At 57.2% G+C, this 20,299-nt stretch carries 17 protein-coding genes and 1 tRNA gene; 7 read left to right on the top strand and 11 right to left on the bottom strand.

The genetic code is table 11. The annotated features are described in order from the left end of the window. Positions 1-171 precede the first annotated feature (171 nt). The 5 genes from O77CONTIG1_RS21885 to O77CONTIG1_RS25035 form a co-directional block, all read right to left on the bottom strand. The gene (locus O77CONTIG1_RS21885; RefSeq protein WP_084782910.1) at positions 172-2,559 is read right to left on the bottom strand and encodes a DUF4912 domain-containing protein; all 2,388 of its coding nucleotides are present in this window, start codon (positions 2,557-2,559) and stop codon (positions 172-174) included. Positions 2,560-2,768: 209 nt separating this feature from the next. Next, positions 2,769-3,164, bottom strand: coding sequence for a hypothetical protein (locus tag O77CONTIG1_RS21880; protein ID WP_068515140.1), 396 nt, complete (start codon positions 3,162-3,164; stop codon positions 2,769-2,771). Positions 3,165-3,424: 260 nt separating this feature from the next. Next, on the bottom strand, positions 3,425-7,855 hold the full coding sequence (gene glgP / locus O77CONTIG1_RS23980; RefSeq protein WP_084782909.1) for a glycogen/starch/alpha-glucan family phosphorylase: 4,431 nt from the start codon (positions 7,853-7,855) through the stop codon (positions 3,425-3,427). A gap of 461 nt (positions 7,856-8,316) precedes the next feature. Continuing rightward, a complete protein-coding gene (locus O77CONTIG1_RS21870; protein ID WP_068515135.1) occupies positions 8,317-9,042 on the bottom strand; it encodes a tetratricopeptide repeat protein in 726 nt (241 codons plus the stop codon). A gap of 330 nt (positions 9,043-9,372) precedes the next feature. Beyond that, a complete protein-coding gene (locus tag O77CONTIG1_RS25035; RefSeq protein ID WP_156435583.1) occupies positions 9,373-9,549 on the bottom strand; it encodes a hypothetical protein in 177 nt (58 codons plus the stop codon). Positions 9,550-9,591: 42 nt separating this feature from the next. Between O77CONTIG1_RS25035 and O77CONTIG1_RS21865 the strand changes: the two genes are divergently transcribed. The 4 genes from O77CONTIG1_RS21865 to chlP all read left to right on the top strand — a co-directional run bounded on the left by O77CONTIG1_RS21865 (position 9,592) and on the right by chlP (position 14,801). Further along, positions 9,592-11,307: a CocE/NonD family hydrolase gene (locus tag O77CONTIG1_RS21865; RefSeq protein ID WP_317134161.1), complete on the top strand. Its 1,716-nt coding sequence runs from the start codon at positions 9,592-9,594 to the stop codon at positions 11,305-11,307. A 554-nt stretch (positions 11,308-11,861) separates the two neighbouring features. Further along, positions 11,862-12,671, top strand: a complete 810-nt coding sequence (locus tag O77CONTIG1_RS21860) for a cobyrinic acid a,c-diamide synthase (RefSeq protein WP_068515130.1) — start codon at positions 11,862-11,864, stop codon at positions 12,669-12,671. 149 nt (positions 12,672-12,820) lie between these two features. Further along, a complete protein-coding gene (locus O77CONTIG1_RS21855; protein ID WP_068515127.1) occupies positions 12,821-13,324 on the top strand; it encodes a hypothetical protein in 504 nt (167 codons plus the stop codon). A gap of 253 nt (positions 13,325-13,577) precedes the next feature. Continuing rightward, a complete protein-coding gene (gene chlP / locus O77CONTIG1_RS21850) occupies positions 13,578-14,801 on the top strand; it encodes a geranylgeranyl reductase (protein WP_068515126.1) in 1,224 nt (407 codons plus the stop codon). 297 nt (positions 14,802-15,098) lie between these two features. Here chlP and O77CONTIG1_RS21845 read toward each other — a convergent pair whose 3' ends face one another. From O77CONTIG1_RS21845 to O77CONTIG1_RS25030, 5 genes are all read right to left on the bottom strand, one after another. Beyond that, complete coding sequence (locus tag O77CONTIG1_RS21845) at positions 15,099-15,335, bottom strand: hypothetical protein (protein ID WP_068515125.1); 237 nt, start codon at positions 15,333-15,335, stop codon at positions 15,099-15,101. 495 nt (positions 15,336-15,830) lie between these two features. Next, a complete protein-coding gene (locus O77CONTIG1_RS28245; RefSeq protein WP_084783082.1) occupies positions 15,831-16,292 on the bottom strand; it encodes a zinc-binding dehydrogenase in 462 nt (153 codons plus the stop codon). Next, a complete protein-coding gene (locus O77CONTIG1_RS21840; protein ID WP_084782908.1) occupies positions 16,187-16,972 on the bottom strand; it encodes a zinc-dependent alcohol dehydrogenase in 786 nt (261 codons plus the stop codon). Before O77CONTIG1_RS21840 ends, O77CONTIG1_RS28245 begins: the two co-directional genes overlap by 106 nt. 5 nt (positions 16,973-16,977) lie before the next feature. Continuing rightward, positions 16,978-17,568, bottom strand: coding sequence for an orotate phosphoribosyltransferase (pyrE, locus tag O77CONTIG1_RS21835; RefSeq protein WP_317134160.1), 591 nt, complete (start codon positions 17,566-17,568; stop codon positions 16,978-16,980). 74 nt (positions 17,569-17,642) lie between these two features. Beyond that, positions 17,643-17,715, bottom strand: a tRNA-Ile gene (locus tag O77CONTIG1_RS25030). Positions 17,716-18,020: 305 nt separating this feature from the next. On the opposite strand from O77CONTIG1_RS25030, the gene O77CONTIG1_RS21830 reads away from it, so the two are divergent. The 3 genes from O77CONTIG1_RS21830 to O77CONTIG1_RS27345 all read left to right on the top strand — a co-directional run bounded on the left by O77CONTIG1_RS21830 (position 18,021) and on the right by O77CONTIG1_RS27345 (position 19,869). Then, positions 18,021-18,371, top strand: coding sequence for a hypothetical protein (locus tag O77CONTIG1_RS21830; protein WP_156435581.1), 351 nt, complete (start codon positions 18,021-18,023; stop codon positions 18,369-18,371). Between the two features lie 37 nt (positions 18,372-18,408). Then, complete coding sequence (locus O77CONTIG1_RS27350; protein ID WP_286132461.1) at positions 18,409-18,933, top strand: CNNM domain-containing protein; 525 nt, start codon at positions 18,409-18,411, stop codon at positions 18,931-18,933. A 189-nt stretch (positions 18,934-19,122) separates the two neighbouring features. Next, positions 19,123-19,869 carry a hemolysin family protein gene (locus tag O77CONTIG1_RS27345; RefSeq protein ID WP_286132460.1) on the top strand — a complete coding sequence of 249 codons (747 nt, stop codon included), beginning with the start codon at positions 19,123-19,125 and terminating at the stop codon, positions 19,867-19,869. A gap of 203 nt (positions 19,870-20,072) precedes the next feature. On the opposite strand, the gene O77CONTIG1_RS26455 is transcribed toward O77CONTIG1_RS27345, so the two are convergent. After that, a complete protein-coding gene (locus O77CONTIG1_RS26455; RefSeq protein WP_225894644.1) occupies positions 20,073-20,219 on the bottom strand; it encodes a hypothetical protein in 147 nt (48 codons plus the stop codon). Between the last annotated feature and the right edge of the window lie 80 nt (positions 20,220-20,299).

Below are 20,299 nucleotides of genomic sequence, written 5' to 3'. Positions count from 1 at the left end.
GATTTCGGATTTTAGATTTTGGATTTTAGATTGGGAATCAAGGCCTCCTGATATCTCATGGCAACGAGGTCAAAAACGTAAGCGGCACGGAAACACTCGACTTGTTCCATGCCGCTTATGAGATCGCTCTAAAAACAGGCTAAAAACAGGTGAATGAAATGCGAACCCGCGCTATTCCTTGGTCACCACCACTTTGACAACGCCTTCGTTGTCCTCCAAGTGAGTATCCACAAAGAAGGCATCTAGCTTGGCCGGTTCCAGCACTTCCAGGTGCAGCACGTCGTCGTAGCCGTTCAGCGTAGACCAGGTTGCGCCGACAGGAACGCCCGTCTTCTGGTTGATCACCTTGCCGTTGTAGATCCACAGGATGACCCACGGTTCGCCCGGATGGCCGGCTTCGGCTTTGTAGTCAAAGGCTCCTTCCGTGATGCGGATAGCATACTTGCCGGGTTCTAGATCTGCCTTGACCGCGATGTCGTTCTGAATGCGGCTGATTTCGGGATCGCTCAGCAGGAGGCAGTTTGCCTTGCTGTCTACCTTCAGGTCGGCGACGGAGGTGTAGGTCGGCTGGGTTAAACTGGCGATCGCCGCACCACCCGCCGCTACGCCCCCCAGCACCGCGCCTGCGGCTGGAACCCCATCGGCAAACACCGAAGGAACGCGCACATGCTCCGACCGAGCAGCAGGGAGCCAAGTGCCATCGGCAGTGGTGTAGCCGACTTCGGCCAGATAGTCGCGATCGGGCGTGCTAATAGGCACATGATAATCCTGGTCTAGCTCCGACACGTCATAGGTTTTGACATCGTGGGCCGATTGTTTGTCCAGGTCAATGTTGGTCACGTCATATAGCTTCAGCTTAAAGTCGCGCCCCCCCTTCGCTTTCAGGTCTGCCTTTTGCTCATCAGGCACTTCCCAATAGGCGTAGGCGGTTTTGGAATCGCGGGGGGTTAGCACGATGCGGCCAGTCTTGTCCCTGCCTGCCAGCCCCACCAGCGCTGCCCCTGCGGCCGCCGCGCCCCCGAGCACTGCTGCACCGGGGACACGAGTTGCCTGGATAACTTCGCGGGTTTCGGGCATCGCCGCCACAGGCGCAATATCAGCTGCTTCTACCGGGCAAGCGGGGACGCGCACATGCTCAGAGCGTACTGCGGGAAGCCAGGTGCCATCGGCGGTGGTATAGCCCACTTCCACCAGATAATCGCGGTCGTCCACGGCAATGGGCAGGTGGCGATCCTGGTCGGTGTCTGCCACGTCGAACATCTGGACGCTGTGCGGCTCTTGACGGCTCAGGTCGATGTCCGTCACGTCCAGCAGTTTCAGCTTCAGGTCGCGGCCGCCCCGACGCTTCAGGTCGGCCTTCTGATCGTCCGTCAGTTCCCAATAGGCGTAGGCATCTCGACAGTTGTAAGGCGTTAGCACTACGCGGCTGCTGGGGCGCACCGGGGGCGGCAGGGGCACGGGCGGCGCGGCCACTACGGGCGCAGGCGCAGCTTTGGGACGAGTCAGCCACCACAGCAAGCCGCCCGCGGCTGCTAGCAGCGGCAACAGCCACCAGGGGAAGCCGCCCCGTGCTGGAGCAGTTTCCGCTGGAGCAGCCGCAACAATTTCCGTGGGAGTCGGAGTCGGTGTGGGGGACGGCGATTCAGCGACCGGGCTGGGCGAAGGCGATGCCGCAGGACTGGCTGCTGCAAACACTTCCTGACCCGGTGCGGTGGTAGCAAACCCAAGCAAGGCCTCACTGCCGGGGTTCAAATCCTTATAAACGTAGGCGCGGGGCTGGGAGTAGGGATAGCGGGGGTCGTCCGGCAGGGTTTTGTGCATGGGCACAATCTTGACGGCGCTGTTGCCAATGGCCTGATCGGCGATCGCATAGCTGATGCCGTTTTCGCCCAGTTCCGCCGTTACTGCTTCGGTGGTGTCTTCTGCAACTTGCACACCGTTCGCCCCGACTGCAATCGGCGCACCTGCAAACACCTCCTTAAAGACATCGTAGGTACTTAGAGCAAGGCGAGTGTCGCTGGAGTCCGGACGATCGACAAACTTAATTGGCAGGTTCGGACCGCCGACTTCTGACCAATTGGTGATTTCGCCCTTGAACATCCGAGCGAATTGCTCAAAGGTGAGGTCGCCGTCAAAGGCGCTGTTGGGGCCGACGATAATGGCAATCTTTTCGCGCTCTAGCTTTTCTTCTCGGAAGCCCTTGGCCCGGTCGGCTTCGGTGAGGGGACGGCCGATGGCCGCGATGTCAATATTGCCCGCGTCGAGCGCCTCTAGCGCGGGGATACTGCCGCTTTCGGCCAGTTCTACTCTAGAGCCGCTGTATTTGCCCTCAAAGCGACCCTTCAGCCCCTCATTGGGCACCCGCATACTGCTGGAGCCATCGACTCGCACGACGGTATCTGCGGGCAGGGAGTCGGGCAGGGTAAAGCGAGGAGCCTGGGCAATCACCTGGGAAATCAGCGTGGGGCGGCGATTTAGCGATGCGGCGATCGCATCTGTGGCGGCGGCTAGCGTCAGCACTGTAGCCGACAGTCGAAGGACAGAAGATTTTAAACGCATGGTTAATCAACCGAAGTAAATGGAGCAAATATTGAGAAACTGTTAGGAAATGCAGGAAACTTTAGAAGAAAACAGCCGTTGAAACTGCGTGCCCTCTTACCAAGGTACGGATCGTACTTTTCGCTACAACTTCGCTCAGCGAATCAACCCGGAATCAACGCTCAGAAAACTGCTCAGTGGACAGGACAGCACTTAGAAAACTCAGAAAACTAGTGCTTGGCGACGGTTAAAAAAAGTTCACCACTGTTGTCCTCCAGATAGGTGTCAAAAAAGAAAGCAGACACGGTAGTCTGCCCCTTGACCTCTAGCGTCACAGCATCTTCGTAGCCGTTTAGCGAGACCCAGGTTGCGCCTACAGAAACCCCTGTGTCTCGATTGGTGAATGGTCCGCCATAAATCCACAGCAGCACCAGAGGCTCACCAGAGTGTCCACTCAGCCCGCGATAGCTAAAGGTTCCACTCTTGATTTTCAGCGTGTAAACACCCGGCTCTAACACGGTGGAAACCGCAACTTCCTTTTGCAGCTTCTCCATTTGCTCAGGCGTGAAAAAATAGCAGTTCCGCTGACTGTGAACATCCAGTTCGGCGACGACAGTACCCACCATTGCTAACCTCTTGTACTAAAACAGAAACAACTTGAATTCATTCAAAAATGCCAACTGGCAGCTTTACTTGAAACCATCGAAAAGTGATGAAATCAAGACGATAACTTTTCCTTTTTCAAGCGTGGATTATACGGGCTTATGAACTGAGTGTAAAGTTCATAGACGCTGCGTAAATCGGGTAAAACCTTCCAGTTCACGCAGCGTCTCTTGCGTTTGTTTCACACCCCGACCATCAAACCTGAACCCCTGCTAGTAGGAGACTAGCCAGGAATCGAGATCGAGGCTTGCAGTGGGCTGGTGGCAATTTTCCAGATGGACTGGCTGTAGCCGTAAATCGCGCGATCGCTCGAAAAGTAGCCCGCCCGCGCCGCTGTCAGGATGGATTTGCGCGTCCAGCCCTCAACATCACCGTAGGCTGTGGCGACTCGATCTTGGGCGGCCACGTAGGCGGCGTAGTCTGCCAGCACACCGTAGGGATCGCCGTAGAGTAGCCGATCCAGCAGCGGGCGGAACAGGCCGCCGTCGCCATAGGAGAATGCTCCCGACGCAATTTGGTCGATGGCCTGCTTCAGTTCGGGCAGCGACTCGTACAGGTGATAGCGGTTGTGGTCACCTTCATAAAGCGGCAGAGACTCCGCCGCCGTGCGTCCAAACAGGAAGCTGTTTTCTGCACCGACGGCATCTGCCAGTTCCAGGTTGGAGCCGTCCAGCGTGCCCAATAGCAGGCCACCGTTGAGGGCGGCGATCAGATTGCCCGTGGCAGAGGCTTCGGTGCCCGCTGTGGCGATGTACTCCGCCACATCGGCCGCCGGGAAAATCACCTGGCTATTTTTGATGGTGAAGTCTTTGATGAAAACTACCTTGAGGCGATCGCCCACTTCGGCATCTGCACTCACCGTTTCCGCCACCGCGTTGATTAACTTAATCATCAGCTTGGCCGTGGCGTAGTCTGGCGCGGCTTTGCCTGCAAACAGCACGGTACGCGGCGTGAAGGCAGCATCCGGATTCGCCTTGATCCGGTTGTAGAGCGTCACCACATGCAGCAGGTTAAGATGCTGGCGCTTATGCTCGTGGATTTCGTTCGCTTGCAGGTCAAACAGGCTCATCGGATTCACCGACAGGCCCCACTGCTGCTGGATCAACGCCACTAGAGCATGTTTCGCTGCTAGCTTTGCCTGTCGCCACAGCGCCCGAAACTCGGCATCATCGGCGCGGCTTTCCAGCTCCTTCAGTGTCTCCAGATGGGTCAGCCAGCCGTTGCTCAGCGTTTGGGTGATTAGATTAGTCAGGGGCGGATTGCTCAGCGCGATAAAGCGGCGCGGCGATACGCCATTGGTCTGGTTGCTAAATTTCTGCGGCGCTAGCTCAGTGAAATCGGCGAACTTTTGCTTCAGCAGGTCGGTGTGCTGCACCGATACGCCGTTGACCGCATAGCTACTGAGCAGTGCCAGATTCACCAGGCGGAAGTGCTTTTCGCCCGCCTCATCTACCAGTGACAGGCGGATCACCTTGCCTTCGTCGCCGGGACACTGCTCGCGCACCGTGCCCAAAAATCGGCTGTTGAGATCCAGCAAAATCTCGAAGTGGCGCGGGAACAGCTTTTGCACCGTTGGCAGCGAGTAGTGGTTGGAGTCCAGCGCCTCTGGCAGCAGGCTGTGGTTGGTGTAGGCGAAAGTTTTGCCAGTAATATTCCACGCCTGATCCCACTCCAGCCCGTGCCCGTCCATCAGCAGGCGCATCAGTTCGGGGATGGCGATGATCGGGTCAGTGTCGTTGATCTGGATGGTGATCCGATCTGGCAAGGTGTCGATGCTGCCGCCTGCCTCCAGGTGCCGGCGAATCGCGTCTTGCAGCGAGGCCGACACAAAGAAGAACTGCTGCCGCAGCCGCACTTCCTTGCCATATTCCTCCATGTCGCTGGGATACAGCACCTTCGACAGGTTTTCGTCAGTTTCTGCTTTCCACAGGCGCAGCAGGCTGGCCGCGCCAGAGCGATAGCCCGGAATCAGCGTGTCGTAGGGAATGGCGCGAATGGCTTCGTCGGGCACCCAGCGCATCCGATAGCGCCCGTCGGCATCCATGTAGGCTTCGCTGCGGCCGCCAAACAGCACGTTCACCGCTGCTTCCGGGCGCTCAATTTCCCAGGGGTTGCCGTTTTTCAGCCATTCGTCCACCACTTCGACCTGCCAGCCGTCGCTGAAGTCCTGGTCGAAAATGCCGAACTCGTAGCGGATGCCATAGCCGATCGCCGGGATGGTGGCCGTCGCCAGCGAATCGAGGTAGCAAATCATCAGCCGACCCAGCCCGCCGCGGCCCAGACCAGGTTCTTCTTCCAGCGCGATCAAATCCTCCAGGGGAATGCCCAGTTCTGCCAGCGAAGTCTGCGCTTCGGGCGACAGGCCCATTGCGAACAGATTATTGGCTAAGTGAGGCCCGGGGAGATATTCTGCCGAAAGCTCAATCACCAGGCGATCGCCCAGGGTGGCCCAATCCGTCTCTGGTGTTCTCAGGGCAAGCAGGCGATCGCGCACCACGTAGGACAGCGCCATGTACTTATCCCAAGGTTCCGCTGTGTCGAGGGTCTTGCCGCAATAGTGCATCAGCGCGTCCAAAAAGGCTTGCTTCAGCGTTCCACCCGCTGGTTCCACAGGCGTTTCTGGAACTGCTTCTGCGATGGGTTCTATCACGGGTTCCACGATGGGTTCCATGATGGGTTCCACAACAGGTTCCATGATGGGTTCCACAACAGGTTCGCTCACTGTTTCCGTTATCGTTTCCGTTGCTGTGTCAATCTTCGGCTCAATCGTTTCCGCTACAGGTTCCACAACCGATTCCACGACTGGCGCAACGGCTTCTTCAACCGATTCCTTCAGCGCTTCAAAGGAGTCGGCCACAGGCGCTTCGGAAACGGGCTGCTCTGCCAGCTCAATCACCTCTTCGGTGCTGATTAGTTCTACAATTTCAGGTTCCGTCACTGCAGGCGACTCTGTGGGCACGGGCGCGATTACCTCTGGCTCTGGCGTGACAATAGGAACAGGGGTATAGCCAGGGCGCACAAAGGTCGGGCGCAGTTCCACGACTTTATTAAACGCGGCCCGGGCATCGTCCTCACGACCCAGCAGCACCAAGGTTTCGCCCTTGCCGATCCAGGCTTCAGTGAGGTCGGGCTGGAGGGCGATCGCCCGGTCAAAGCTTTCGATAGCAGGTTCTCGACGGCCCAACCCCGCCAGGGCCAGCCCCCGATTCAGCCAGATCTGCGCGTCGTTGGATTCTGCCTCGACGACCTCATCCAGGTAGGGCAGCGCTTCGGCATAGCGGCCACTTTCCACCAGCTTGGAGGCCTGGATAAACAGCGTAGGCACGTCCACCACGCGAGGAGCGACCACAGGCTCCGCAGGAACGACGGGTTCCATCACGGGCTGCGGCGCAACGACGGGTTCTACGGCGACCGTTTCCGTAACCACAGGTTCCACCGTTTCCGTAACTACAGGTTCCACCTGGGTTTCTGTCTTGGGTGCAGGTGGGGGAACCATCGACGACTGCTGCACATCCTTGACCGCCGGGCCGCGCTTAGCCAGCCAGCCCCCCAGCCAGCGGGCCGCCAGCGCCAGCAGCGCCAGCGGCAGCAGCAGCCACAGCCAGCCGGGAAGTCCGCGTCGCTCTGCCACGACGGCATCATCGGCTGCCTGGGCCACGGTTTCGACCACGGGTTCCGCAACTTTCTTGACCACGCGGCCGGTGGCGATCGCCTTTGCCTCTTCTAGCTTGGCGGCGGCAATGGCCGACTGTCCGGTTTCGCCCTGCGCCAGTCCCAGAAAAGAGGCGATCGCCGCGCTGCCATCGCGATAGGCATAGCCACGGGGCACGGTGTAGGGATAAATCGCGTCTTCGGGCAGGGTTTCTTGCAGCACGCCGATTTTCACCGGGCGGGCTTTGGTCTGGTTGGTAAGCTGGCTGGCGATCGCATAGCTGATGCCGTCTTTGCCCAGCAGGCGAATCACCTCGGCGGTGTCGTCTTTTTCGAGCTGCACCACATTTTCGCCCAGCGCTACCTCGCCCTCGCGCAAAATGCCGTATTTGCCCAGCGCCAGTCGGGTGTCGCTATCCAGCGGGCGATCGATGAAGCGGATCGCGCCTGGTTCGCCGCCGACTTCTGACCAGTCGGTGATTTCGCCGCGAAAGATCTGGGCGAACTGATCCACCGTCAGCACGCCGTCAAACGGATTGTTTTTGCCAACGATGACGGCGATCTTTTCCAGGCTGATGGGAATTTCCTTTAGCCCCTGCGCTTTTTCGGTGCGGGTGAGGGGACGGGCGATCGCCGCCAGGTCGATTTCACCGTCGATCAGTTTCTCGATCGCTGCTTCCGTGCCACTGGCATCGATGGTGACTTCGCTGCCTGCGACCTCTTGTTCGTAATATTTCTTCAGCGCCTGGTTGATGGGCAACATGGTGGGCGAACCGTCGATCCGCACGTCCAGGTCTTCTGCCAGCAAGTCTTCTACAACATCGGGTGCTGTCGGGTTCAGGACGGTTTCGGCAAGCACCAGGCTGGGCTGGGCAGGAGCGGTCTGGGCGATTCGCGGAGCGATCTCTGCGGCAATCGCCACAGGGCTGAACAGCAACATCGGCGCGGCTGTGGAGCAAAGCGCAAGGCAAAACGCTGGGAAAAATCGCTGGAGTCGCATCATCGAAGATCACCGATAGGTTTGGCTCTACAGATAGGCGCTAAGCTGCTTTTCTAAAGCAAACTCTCTTAGACTTACGCAGTCGTCTGACTTCTTGTAGGCGCGGCCTGCTTGTAGGCGCGGCCTGCGAGAAATCATCCAAAACTTGACAATCTCGTTGCCAGTGCGTGTGTCCTGCCTCTTAAAAAGCTGGCGCAAGAACAACGAACCGCGAACAGGCAAGCCATTGTGCCCGGAGAACCCCGGCGGGTGCCAAGCTGCTACCGATACTCTCAGAAAGTGCCCAAAACGGTAAGTTCTGCTGGATACACCCCTACAGGGGGCTATAAAGCAGAGTCGCAAACACAAAAAAAGCCGCGCTGCCGCGGCCTTTGCAGAAGAAACGTTACGTTGTCTCGAAATCTGGATACTTCAGGGCTTGGCATTCCAGCCGACAATCTCGAACCACAGAGCCTTTTGGCAAGCTATCGAACGCCCCCCTCTGGCAGCGGCTCTGAGGTGACGGGGCTGACCTCTGAGCGAATCGCGGCGATCTGCTCGCGCAGCATTTGCGCCATTTCCTGGTTGCCCTGCCGTTCGTAGGCAGCGGCGGCTTGTTCATAGGCAGACACAATGCTGCGAACTTCCTCCGGCTTGAGTCGCATCGCCTCGGCATAGAGCAAGTCGCCGAGTTCTACATAGGCATCGGGATTTTGCGGGTCGGCCCGAATGGCTTCATTAAAGGCGGCGATCGCCCCAGCATAGTCACCCTGCTGGTTCAACTGAACGCCCCGCGAAAATGCCAAATCGTAGGCGGTCGCCACACGCACGTTGACGGTGTAAGTGCCGGCCTGGCCGTAGGGCGATCGCGCCAGGATTTTGTATGCGCCGCTGCTGGGCAGAGTCGTTACAATCGTGGGAACGCCGGAACGCCCGTAGTATTCATTGCTGGCGATTTCATCGCCATTGGGGGCAATCAGCGTTACTGCGCCCGTGAAGCCATTGACGCGAAGGGCGATCGCCACGGTTTGCCCTGCTGTCCCCGCAAAGGTGTGCGTCCCCACCAGTGGTTGCAAATTCCCCTCCTGATAGAGAATCCAGCCGTTGGCCAGGGCCCGCTGAAGCGGCAACCCCAGCGACACACAGCTCAGCCCGGTGGACAGTGCCAGCAACAGCCCCAACCGCTTATATTGAAATCGTCGATTTCTCATAGGAATATCCTTGAATTGACTCGTAGTTAGCTTGAGAGCCTGCCTGGGAACGGATTGGGAATTCGGTCAAAACTCAGTGACCAAAACTCAGTGACCGAAACTCAGTGGGATCAACGTTAGGGAAACATGGGTTGGAAACTTCTAGATCTAGAGAGATGGGTCGCCGCTGAGCGAGATTCAGCCCCAGTTTAGGTTCCAACCGCGATGAGCCAGGAGTGATGAATAGCGTTGAAAGTGCCTGTGAACCTAGCAAGTTGCGCCTTGTCCCTATCTGGGTCTGTGCAACTCTCCGCAACTCTCTGCAACTCTCTATGCGAAACCCGCACAGACCTATGCCAGTCCTTGTGCAGGATTTTCAACGGCGCTCATGATACTAACAAGATTCATTGTTGATGCTGAAAATTCCTTACAATTCTGGAAACTTTTTGTAAGGCGCTCCGCGTTTTCCCCCAGTTGACGATTTGTGAAGCTAGCTTGAGGTGAAGCTAAATCTTCCAGTCCAGTCATTGAGGGTTCCTGATGTTGTCCTCCGATCACTCCCTGCTTATAGTGCCCCCTTCTCCCCGCGATTTCGCCATGCTGCCTGTGCTGCCTAAGAAAACCGCGTCGATGTACACCCGCGATCGGGTGCGGCTGGATGCGGATGTCTATTATCCCGATGCAGAGGGGCCGTTCCCAGTGCTGCTGATGCGCCAGCCCTACGGACGGGCGATCGCCTCTACGGTGGTCTATGCTCATCCCGCCTGGTATGCCGCCCACGGCTACATCGTGGTGATTCAGGACGTGCGCGGGCGGGGCACTTCGGAGGGCGAGTTTAGTCTGTTTGCCCACGAGATCGAGGACGGAGCCGACACGGTGGAATGGGCCTCCCAGCTTCCGGGTAGCACGGGACAGGTGGGGATGTATGGCTTTTCCTATCAGGGCATGACCCAGCTCTACGCGGCGATCGCCCAACCTGCTGCCCTGCGAACCATCTGCCCCAGCATGGTCGCCTTTGACCTCTACGCCGACTGGGCCTACGAAGGCGGAGCCTTTTGCTATCAGAACAATCTCAGTTGGGCGCTGCAACTGGCCAGCGAAACCGCCCGCCGCCAGGGCGATCCAGAGGCTTACGAAGCGCTGTATGCAGTTGCCCATGCGCCGTTTAAGGTCGATCCGGTCTGCCCCCGCTCGGAACTACTGGAACGCCTCGCGCCCGACTCTTTCTATCACGACTGGCTGAGCAACCCTGACCCCACGGCCGACTATTGGCGACGGCTCTCGCCCAAGACCTATTGGGGTGAAGTAGATCTGCCCATGCTGCACATCGGCGGCTGGTTTGATACGCACCTGCGGGGCACGCTGCGGCTCTATCGCTCGATGGCGGCCCGCAGCAGCTATCTCCAGCACCTTTGGGTGGGGCCCTGGGCGCACCTGCCCTGGGGGCGGCGCGTCGGCAGCGTGGACTATGGCCCGGCGGCCAGTTCACCGATTGACCAGGTGCAGATCCGCTGGTTTGACCAGTTTCTCAAGGGCATTGATTCTGAGCTAATGTACGAGTCGCCGGTGCATTTGTTTGATTTGGGCAGCAACCAGTGGCGATCGCTCGGTGCGTTTCCCAATCCGCCCAAAACGCCGCTCTGGCTGGCCAGCGACGGTCTGGCGGCGATGGGCGACGGCCACGGCACGCTGACTCCCCAAATGGGTGCGTCGGCGGTGGATGTTGACGGGGGAGCCGCAGTGCCCGACAGCTTTGTTCACGACCCGTGGCGACCCGTGCCCGCGCTGGGCGGCCATGCCACTGTGCCGCCGGGCCCAGTCGATCGGGCGGCGCTGGACAGCCGCACGGATGTCGTCACCTACACCAGCGAACCGCTTGCCGATGACCTGCTGATCGCTGGAGAAATTTTGGTGGACGTGTGCTGCAACGCCGACACCTTTAGCTTTGACCTGAGCGCAGCGCTATCGGAAGTGAAGCCCAACGGCACGGTGCTGCAATTCACCCAGGGCTATCTGCGAATTGGCACGCACTATCCCGCCCAGCCTGCGCCACGCTACACGATCGCCCTCCAGCCCACCTGCATCCAGCTTCCTAAGGGCAGTGCCCTGCGGCTCAGCCTCAGCGGTGCCAGTTCGCCTGCCTATCCGGTGAATGCGGGCGGCGGCACGCTCCCTGCCGACAGCCAACTGATCGATGCGCGGGTGATTACGGTGTCGGTGTATTCTGGCACAACGGACGCGCCGTCGCGGGTGATGCTGCCTGTGGTCAAGTCTGTGGATTTGTAGAGCTTTGTAGCAGCCGGGTCGCTTAGCTTTTTCCAGAAAAGGCACAAGTGTCTTTATCTGAGATCGGGCTGGCAAGACACAGCGGCTTAGGCATGCATAAGCGGTCTGCCAATCCCCTCCCGCCCCAAACCAAACCCAAAAAAATCAGGACTTACGCACTTGCGATAGGTTTTCTGGGTTTTGGACGATTTTTCACGGGCTGGCCCGCAAGAAATCGTCCAACTGCGTAAGTTCTAATTTGTCTAAACGAATGGAAAAGATGAAGCGGCCTTACACGGAGTGACTGGGAAATCGAGATAAAAGTTCATGCTTTTTGTTCGATATCCGTAAATACTTGGAGCGGGTGGGCTAATGGGAACGCGAGTGGGGGTTGGATAGAACGGGTGGATGAAGAGTTGGATGAAGGGCGATCGCCCTTTTAACAGAGTCATTGCAGGCCAACTGGGTAGCCATTAAACTGGGTAGGCATCCGGCAGTAAACGTTAAATTATAGAAATATCGCAATTCATCAACCCTCGACGGCTCTTTATTGGCGCTAGACCGTTTGCCCTTCTATGGCAAAACCCCGACCTCCCCGACGCAACGGTTTTTATCGAGACGGCACAGCCGGGAGCATTCTCAACAAGCTGCCGCCTGAGGCAAAGATTTGGGTAGAAAGCCTGCCCTGGCATCAGCGACGCTATGTGCTGTCACTATGTCATTTAATGTGTGCAGCGTCGCCAGAGGTGCAGGCAGAGTTTCTCGATGACTACACCGCCGATGGGCTGGTGTCGCGCAAGCTGGAGGACAAAGAAACCGAGCAGCGCGTGCGGGATTATCTCAAAGAATTTCGCATCGCCACCGAGCTAGATGCAGGAATGCTGCGGCGCTACATTCGTCAGTTTTATGTACATTCCGCCCAGGATGCGCGGCGACAGCCAGATTTATACCTGGAATCGGCGCTGCGGCTGGTGTTCAGCACGGAGGAGCGTAACAACGTGTTCAGCTATGTGCTGGGCTTTGAGCTGCTAAAGATGATGTTTCGCATGAGCTGGTATCAGCATGAAAAGCTGTATCGCCTCCAGCGCAACCAGGACGAATTTATTGCCACTTATATTAAGCCGATTCAATACGCCCATCGGGTCAATAGTATCGTCGTGCCCAAGGATGAGGGCGTATTTTTTGCACGGCGAAATTACTTTGTACAGGAACCAGAAATTCCCGAAAAGCGGCTGGTTGAACTGGTGATGGCGACGTTTACGACTGATGTCGTCTCGAACTTTGGCTTTTCGCTGATGCGCCACCCGAATTCACTCATTTTTGACTACGACCACATTTTTGATCTGGAACAGGATGTGATTTTTGATCTGAACGCGACGGAGTAGACGGAGTAATAGGACGAAGTAAGAGACTGGCGCGGGTTTTGGGGTGGCAATCTCTGCCTTGGGGATCAGGCCCCTTCTGAGAGATTCCCCGTCAAATGGGAATACTTTGTGGAAAGTGCCCTCTGGGTTTTTACCCATCTCCTGCGTCTATGTGGCATCGGCTCCGAAACTGGTTCTATAGCTTGCGTAGCTACACAGCCCTGCGTCCTGATCTGGCAATGCGGCGGCGGGTGGTGCGATCGCTCCAGCGGCGGCCATGCCTCAGCCCCCAGGAATGGTTTCACACCTACGGCAAATCGCTGGGCGTTGCAGAAGCGGTCGTTAACTTTGCGGCTCAGCAGTTGGAGCAATATTCGGGACTACCCTTTGGGAAACTGCTGCCGGGCGATCGCCTAGAAGCGGATTTGCACTGGACGCAGGTGTGCTGGTTTGATTGGGAACTGTCGCTCTATGAAGATGTCCAACAAGCCTTCGAGGTGTTTCTGGAAGGGGATTTGGAGGAACTGCTAGAGGGCACGTTGGGCAACTTTCTAGTATGGCTGACCAAGCAAGTGCCGTCAGACTTGCTCCAAGCAGACAACTTACCCAAGGACTTGCCAAACGACTCGCCACAGAATCCGCCCAAGCATCTAAAACTGCGATCGCCCAGCTAGCCCGTTCCAGTAAGTTGCAGGAAAACTGGAGATCGCCATTGACAATTTTCAATACTTTTGGGGAAATCTCTGAAAGCCTTGCTGAGCAAAGGGTGAGGGATGCAGAGAAATCCTGCTGTGGCTTAATTCTCGTAACGATAAGTTACAGTCTGTTTCAATTTCGCCATATCCCCAAAACCCTTGCTGAATCAGGCTCTCCGCTCATGCTACGATGCCATTCGTACGCTTTATATGAAAGTTTGGGAGACGACCTTTGGCTCTACGGGTTGCTGTCGTTGGTTCCGGGCCGGCAGGTTCTTCCGCTGCCGAGACCCTAGCAAAAGCAGGTATCGAAACTTATCTCATTGAACGCAAGTTAGACAACGCAAAACCCTGCGGGGGGGCGATTCCGCTCTGCATGGTAGGCGAATTTGACCTGCCGCCAGAAATTATCGATCGCCGCGTCCGCAAGATGAAAATGATCTCGCCCTCCAATATCGAGGTCAACATCGGCAGCACACTCAAGGATGACGAATATATCGGCATGTGTCGCCGCGAAGTGCTGGATGGCTTTTTGCGCGATCGCGCTGCCAAACTCGGCGCAAAGCTAATCAACGGCACTGTCTATGGATTGGATCTGCCGAAAACCAGCAGCGACCCCTACACCCTCCACTACGCCGACCACTCCAACGGCAGCGTGGAGGGCACTGCCCAAACCCTGCAAGTTGACCTGGTGATCGGTGCAGACGGCGCAAACTCTCGCGTTGCCAAAGCCATTGATGCGGGGGACTATAACTATGCGATCGCCTTCCAGGAGCGTATTCGCCTGCCCCAAGACAAAATGGCGTATTACCACGAGCTAGCCGAAATGTATGTCGGCGATGACGTGTCGCCTGACTTCTACGCCTGGGTCTTCCCGAAATACGACCACGTTGCCGTTGGCACGGGCACGATGAAGGTGAACAAGTCCCGCATCAAAGATTTGCAAGCGGGCATTCGCCAACGCGCCGCAGCCAAGCTAGAAGGCGGCGAAATCATCAAAGTCGAAGCGCACCCCATTCCCGAACATCCCCGCCCCCGCCGGGTGGTGGGCCGTGTGGCGCTGGTGGGCGATGCTGCTGGCTATGTCACCAAGTCCTCCGGCGAAGGCATCTACTTTGCGGCCAAGTCGGGCCGCATGTGCGCCGAAACGATTGTGGAACTGTCTAACAAGGGTCAGCGCATTCCCACGGAAGATGACCTCAAGGTTTACATCAAGCGCTGGGACAAAGCCTACGGTGCAACGTACCTGGTGTTGGATTTGCTTCAGCGCGTGTTTTATCGCTCCGATGCGACCCGCGAAGCCTTTGTGGAAATGTGTGCTGACATCGACGTGCAAAAGCTGACCTTCGACAGCTACTTGTACAAGACAGTCGTGCCCGCCAACCCACTGACGCAGCTTAAGATTACCGCCAAAACCATCGGCAGTCTCCTGCGCGGCAACGCCTTGGCTCCCTAAAAATCCAGGCTAGAAACTCAAAAAGACTAGGCGAGGGAATCCCTAACCTAGTGCTATGTCACAGCTAGAACTTAGGTTGGTAGTCAGCGCTTTAGCGCTGAAGCGCTGACTACGAGCCGAGGCATCACCCTAAAACTAAACCGTGACACTGCACTAGTCTTTTTATTGCTTGATCTTTTTATTGCTTGATCTGTATCCAACGATGATGGACGAACTCCACACCGCTCATGGTCAGCCGCTTCTGGATGAGCCTTCTAAATTAGACAACTAAATTAGCAACTAAATTAGACAGAAGCATTAAACAGGAATCGTTTCGGGAGCTGCCAGCGCCAGGATGTGATAGCAAGCGGGGGTCTCTTCTCCGAGAACCTCGTTAATTCGCTTGCGAATCAGCAGGTGCAGCTTTTGAATCGAATCATCAAAGTTGTGCTGAACATGGAGAACCGCAGTCTGCTTTTGATATTGACTGCCGTAGTACGCCACAAAATAGGTGTTGCGGTTTGCGGCGGGTGCATCGAGAACAAAATCGCTCATTGGCTTATCTCCTGGAGACGGGGGGATGAATAAAGCCGTCTCGGTTGAGGTCAGTTAAGTTCCTAGACAGAGTGAAGCGAATTGAAAGCTAGCTCTGGTGAATCTCATTGCTAAGTGTAGCGCTGAGGGGGAGGTTTATACCTGGTACAAGTGGGTGAAGTTTCGCAGGTCAGACAGGCTAGTTCTAATTGATGCTTCAGTCCTGTAGGGCTATGTTCCGGAGGGGGTTTGGAATTTTGGGTTTTGGATTTTGGATTTAGCCTGGATCAGGCTGAAGTGGCGTAACATCAGTTCTCTTAAGCGGAGTTACGAATGAGATTGCTGGAAGCCTTGCAGACGCTTGACGAGCAACCCAAAATCGCAAATCCAAAATCGAGAATCGATAGAGTCGCCTCCCGCTCCTCATCCCTGAGGTTCCTGGTTCCGCTCTCTAAGCATTAGGGTATGCCGGGTGAAGGAGAGATCCGTCCGCATTTTCACGCGATTTCCCAGGCGTTAGGGGCGCATAGCGACTTTGATCACAGTGCGATCGCGCATATCGTAAAAAGTCTGTTGCAAGTCCTTCAGCGGCCGCTCGTCGCTGATCAGCTTTTCAAAGGGGCGATCGCCCGCCGCCAGCATCGCCAGCGCATCGCGAACGTGGCGCGGCGTGCTGTGAAAGACTCCCTTCAGCGTCAGTTCGCTGTAGTGCAGTTGCTCAGTGCTGACGGTAATCGTGGTGTCCCGTGGGCAGCCGCCAAACAGATTCACGGTTCCCCCTGGGCGCACACAGGCGATCGCCTGTTCCCACACGCTGGGCACTCCCGTCGCTTCGATGACCACATCCGCGCCCCAGCCCTCTGTCAGCAACTTCACCAGCCCAGGCACATCCGCCACCAGGCGATGGTTGAACCCCTGCGATGCCCCAAACGCCTCGCCGACCTGGAGCCGTGTGGGGCTACCGCCGAAGAGGAAGATTTCGCAAGGAGTGTTGGCGTGTTGGCGTGAGGGAAGAGAGAAGAACGAAGAACGAAGAGGTTCCGTTTTTCGTTCTTCGTTTTTCGTTCTTTCCGCCTCTCCCCCCTCTCCCCCCCAACGCCATAGCCCAGCGACAGCGCTGCCACAAACATCAGCCCAATCGCCCCGTCGCCCAGGATTACGACGCGATCGCCCGGCTGGATATTCGAGCGGGACAGCCCGTGCAGCACGCAAGCCAGGGGTTCTGTCATCGCGGCGATCGCATCGGACATGCCTTCAGGAATTGGCAAGAGATTGTGCTGCACAATGGGCGCGGGAATGGTCAAAAACTCTGCAAACGTGCCGTTGTTAAACACCAGATTAGTGCAGAGCGAATATTCCTGCTTTTGGCAAAAAAAGCAGCCCATGCAGGGCGCAGAGTTGTTTGCCACGACGCGATCGCCCACCCGCCAGCCCGTCACCCCGTCGCCCAGCGCCGCGATATGCCCAGCGCCCTCGTGCCCAAAGCGAGTCGGCGGCCTCAGCATCTTGGCATGGCCACCCCGCCGCCACACCTTGAGATCCGTGCCGCAGGTCGTTGCCGCCGTCACCCGCAGCAGCACCTCTCCTGGCCCCGGCGCGGGTGGGGCTTGCTGCTCCAGGCGCAGGTCTTCCTGACCATAGAGGACGGCTGCCAGCATTTTCTTTATCCCTCACCCGCTCGTTGCAGCGCTGCCCAGCGAGACTGGATCTCGGTAATCGAAAAAATCGCCTGAAAGCCCAGCCCCTCTTGGTAATACAAGTCTGCTGCGCCCTGATGGCGATCGACTAGGGAAATAATATGGTTCACCGCATACCCGGCATCGCGCAGACGATCGACCGCTTTGAGCGCCGATTGTCCTGTGGTCACCACGTCTTCTAGCACCACTACCGGGCTACCCGACGGCAAAACCGGCCCTTCAATATAAGCCTGGGTGCCGTGGCCCTTCGCCTCTTTGCGGACGATCAGCGCGGCGAGCGATCGCCCCTCATAGGCCCCCACCACGCTCGTCGCCGTCACCAGCGGATCGGCCCCCAGCGTCAGCCCCGCCACCGCCACCGCCGCCGCCGGAACCTGGGCCAGCAGCAGCCGTCCACAGGCCAACCCACCCCACGGATGCAGCGTCACCAGCTTGCCATTGATGTAGTAGCGGCTCGTCTGCCCAGAGGACAGGGTAAACTCGCCTTCCTTGTACGCCGCCTCGCAAAATAAATCCAGCACCGACTGGCGCAGCGTAGGCAGGTCGCAGGTGGCCACAGCAACAGGAGGGTGTGGACTAGAACTTTGGAGGGTCATGTTGTAGGTTAGGATGATCTTGAAAACCCAGAAAATCCAGGGTGCAGGGGTCGAACCTGCCTGAGGCGAATTATGAGTTCGCTGCCTAATCCGCTCGGCCAACCCTGGTTAGGCAAATCGCCCGCACGGAGTACCATGCCTTTGCTAGTCCATTGTAATGTCGGAGTGGGGGATTTCAAGTCAACACATGCTTGAATTTTCCAGTGCCGATTTTCCAGGCTGTTGATATTCTTGATTCTGAAAGCGTGCGTTCTGAAGTGCCTGTATTTTTGGAAGCGCTTGCTTTCTTAATAGAATCTCCTCTCAAGCTCACGTCTCAAGCTCGTATCTCAAAGCTAGTTGGCCCCCACTTGCCTCGCATCGCGTCAGTTCCGCAATTCCTTAAAGCTTTTACTACAGAATTAAAAGCCTCTATGAAACTTAATTCTACCGTCGCACTTACGTTAATCTTGCTGGCGCTCATGGCCGCAGCGGGGGTGGCAAGCGGCATTTGGGGCTATGCGCTGGGGCGTGAGGCGCTGCGCGGCGTGACCCAGCCCGATGTGCGGCCGACCTCGCTGGGCAGCGAAGCCGCCGGAGAACAGGGCAGCCGCGACGAGATCATCATCATTCCCGAATCTAAAATCATCGAGGATGTAAAAAATCGAATCAACAACAGTCAGCCTGCTCGCTCCAGCACAGAAGGACTGGGACGAGTCAGCAACGCTGGAGCCAAGGAGGACACGATCAACCCTGTCAATCGAGCCGGGTGGTGGCTTGGATGAGTCTTTGGTCTTGTCCCTGTTTTCCTGATAGTCGCGGATGATTCCCCTTGCTGCTTTGGTTGTTGCGCTCAGCGCTGCCCAGCCCCTCACGACCTCTGGCGTGATGTTAAGACTTCTGGCGGTTCTGTCGCTGATTGCCATCAATGCATTTTTTGTGGCAGCAGAATTTTCCATCGTGTCCGTGCGGCAGTCGCGCATCAGCCAGTTGGTCATGGCGGGTGATGTGCAGGCTAGAACCGTGCAGGATTTGCAGCGCAGTCTAGAAAAGCTGCTGTCTACTGCCCAGTTGGGCATTACCTTATCCAGTTTGGCGCTGGGTTGGATTGGGGAAAAAACGGTAGCCGTGCTGCTGCAAGCCGGACTCAGCCGCTTGCCGCTGGGCGCGACGGGGCAACTGGCGATTTCTCACTCTGTGGGCATTCTGGCATCCTTTTTGCTGATTGCCTATTTGCAAATTGTGCTGGGGGAACTCTGTCCTAAGGCACTGGCGCTGCTCTATCCAGAGCAACTGTCTCGATTTTCTGGGGCCCGCCGAGTCTGGCGATCGCCCCGCTTTTTTTAACCCCTTTATCTGGGTGCTGAACCAGTCTACCCACTGGCTGCTGCGGCTGATTGGCATCCGCGACAGCAACCAGGGCTGGTACAATCGCGTCACGCCCGAAGAATTGCAGCTCATCATCCAAACCTCAGCGAAACAGCGGACTGGAGAAGAAGAGCGGAACTCCTCAGCAACGCGCTGGAGTTTGCCGAAGTGTCTGTGCAGGCGGTCATGGTGCCCCGCATCAGCATCACGGCGCTGCCCCAGGATGCCTCTTTTCAAGACTTGCTGAATGCCGTGGCGGAAACGGGGCACTCTCGCTATCCCGTGATTGGCGACTCGCTGGATGACATCCTGGGCATTATCTATTTCAAAGAGTTGGCGGCTCCGCTGGTGCAGGGACAAATCACGCTCGAAAGCCCGATTACGCCGTGGGTGCGCCCGGCCCAGTTTGTACCCGAAAACCTGGAACTCAGTGAGCTATTGCAACTGATGCAGCGATCGCGCCAGGCCCTGGTCATGGTCGTCGATGAGTTTGGCGGCACAGCTGGACTGGTGACGCTGAAGGATCTGGCCTCAGAGATTATTGGCTATCCTGACGAGCCAGACACTCCCGAAGAGGAGCCGATGATCCAGCAGTTGGATGAACGAACGACGCTGGTGCAGGCGCAGATGACCCTCGAAGAGGTGAACGAAGCACTCGACCTCGATCTGCCGATTCTAGACGACTACCAAACGCTAGGTGGCTTTTTGATTCACCAATTGCAAAAAATCCCCGTGCAGGGCGACAGCCTCCGCTACGGCGATTTGCACCTGACGGTAACCTCGGCGGCCGGCCCCCCGATTGCACCAGATTCGCATCGAGCGATCGCCCGTCCCAGACTCAGCCTCTTCCTCCACAACCTCAGCCGATGCCAATGCGTCATCCATAACCCCCCAACCCCTAACTTGCTACACTAGCCGTCATACGGACTTGATGCACACATATGAGTGAAGCGGGGTGTTCCTCAAGCATTTGCGCTGCATGGGCTAACCCGAGGACGAGGCGATCGCACGACGCGCAGCAGGACAAGGCAATAACGTCACCCTCCAATCCACCCGCTCCTACGGGCAGATTCTTCGCGAAAATCTGTTTACGTTTATCAACAGTGTTTTCTTTTTGCTCAGCCTGGTGATGTTTTTGCTGCGGCGGCCAGGTGACGGATTTCTGGGTCGTAGTCGTTATCTTCGGCGGCGTGTTGATCAACATCTACCAGGAAATTTGGGCGAAACGGAAGCTGGATCAGATCGCCCTCCTCAGCCGACCCCAAAGCGACCGTGATCCGCGCCGGACAGGAGCGCGAAATTGACCCCAGTGAAATCGTGCTGGGGAGACGTGCTGTTGCTGCGG

The organism is Leptolyngbya sp. O-77 (assembly GCF_001548395.1).
Taxonomy (GTDB): Bacteria; Cyanobacteriota; Cyanobacteriia; order Elainellales; family Elainellaceae; genus Thermoleptolyngbya.
This window is presented reverse-complemented; position numbering and strand designations above follow the sequence as displayed.

What these genes read in the sequence shown, in the direction of transcription:
- O77CONTIG1_RS21830 (WP_156435581.1), top strand. Translation starts at nt 18,021, where the DNA reads ATGAAACTTAATTCTACCGTCGCACTTACGTTAATCTTGCTGGCGCTC.
- O77CONTIG1_RS21860 (WP_068515130.1), top strand. Translation starts at nt 11,862, where the DNA reads ATGGCAAAACCCCGACCTCCCCGACGCAACGGTTTTTATCGAGACGGC.
- O77CONTIG1_RS21855 (WP_068515127.1), top strand. Translation starts at nt 12,821, where the DNA reads ATGTGGCATCGGCTCCGAAACTGGTTCTATAGCTTGCGTAGCTACACA.
- O77CONTIG1_RS21885 (WP_084782910.1), bottom strand. Translation starts at nt 2,559, where the DNA reads ATGCGTTTAAAATCTTCTGTCCTTCGACTGTCGGCTACAGTGCTGACG.
- O77CONTIG1_RS21870 (WP_068515135.1), bottom strand. Translation starts at nt 9,042, where the DNA reads ATGAGAAATCGACGATTTCAATATAAGCGGTTGGGGCTGTTGCTGGCA.
- O77CONTIG1_RS21845 (WP_068515125.1), bottom strand. Translation starts at nt 15,335, where the DNA reads ATGAGCGATTTTGTTCTCGATGCACCCGCCGCAAACCGCAACACCTAT.
- O77CONTIG1_RS21840 (WP_084782908.1), bottom strand. Translation starts at nt 16,972, where the DNA reads ATGCTGGCAGCCGTCCTCTATGGTCAGGAAGACCTGCGCCTGGAGCAG.
- glgP (WP_084782909.1), bottom strand. Translation starts at nt 7,855, where the DNA reads ATGATGCGACTCCAGCGATTTTTCCCAGCGTTTTGCCTTGCGCTTTGC.
- O77CONTIG1_RS25035 (WP_156435583.1), bottom strand. Translation starts at nt 9,549, where the DNA reads ATGACTGGACTGGAAGATTTAGCTTCACCTCAAGCTAGCTTCACAAAT.
- O77CONTIG1_RS21880 (WP_068515140.1), bottom strand. Translation starts at nt 3,164, where the DNA reads ATGGTGGGTACTGTCGTCGCCGAACTGGATGTTCACAGTCAGCGGAAC.
- O77CONTIG1_RS27350 (WP_286132461.1), top strand. Translation starts at nt 18,409, where the DNA reads ATGATTCCCCTTGCTGCTTTGGTTGTTGCGCTCAGCGCTGCCCAGCCC.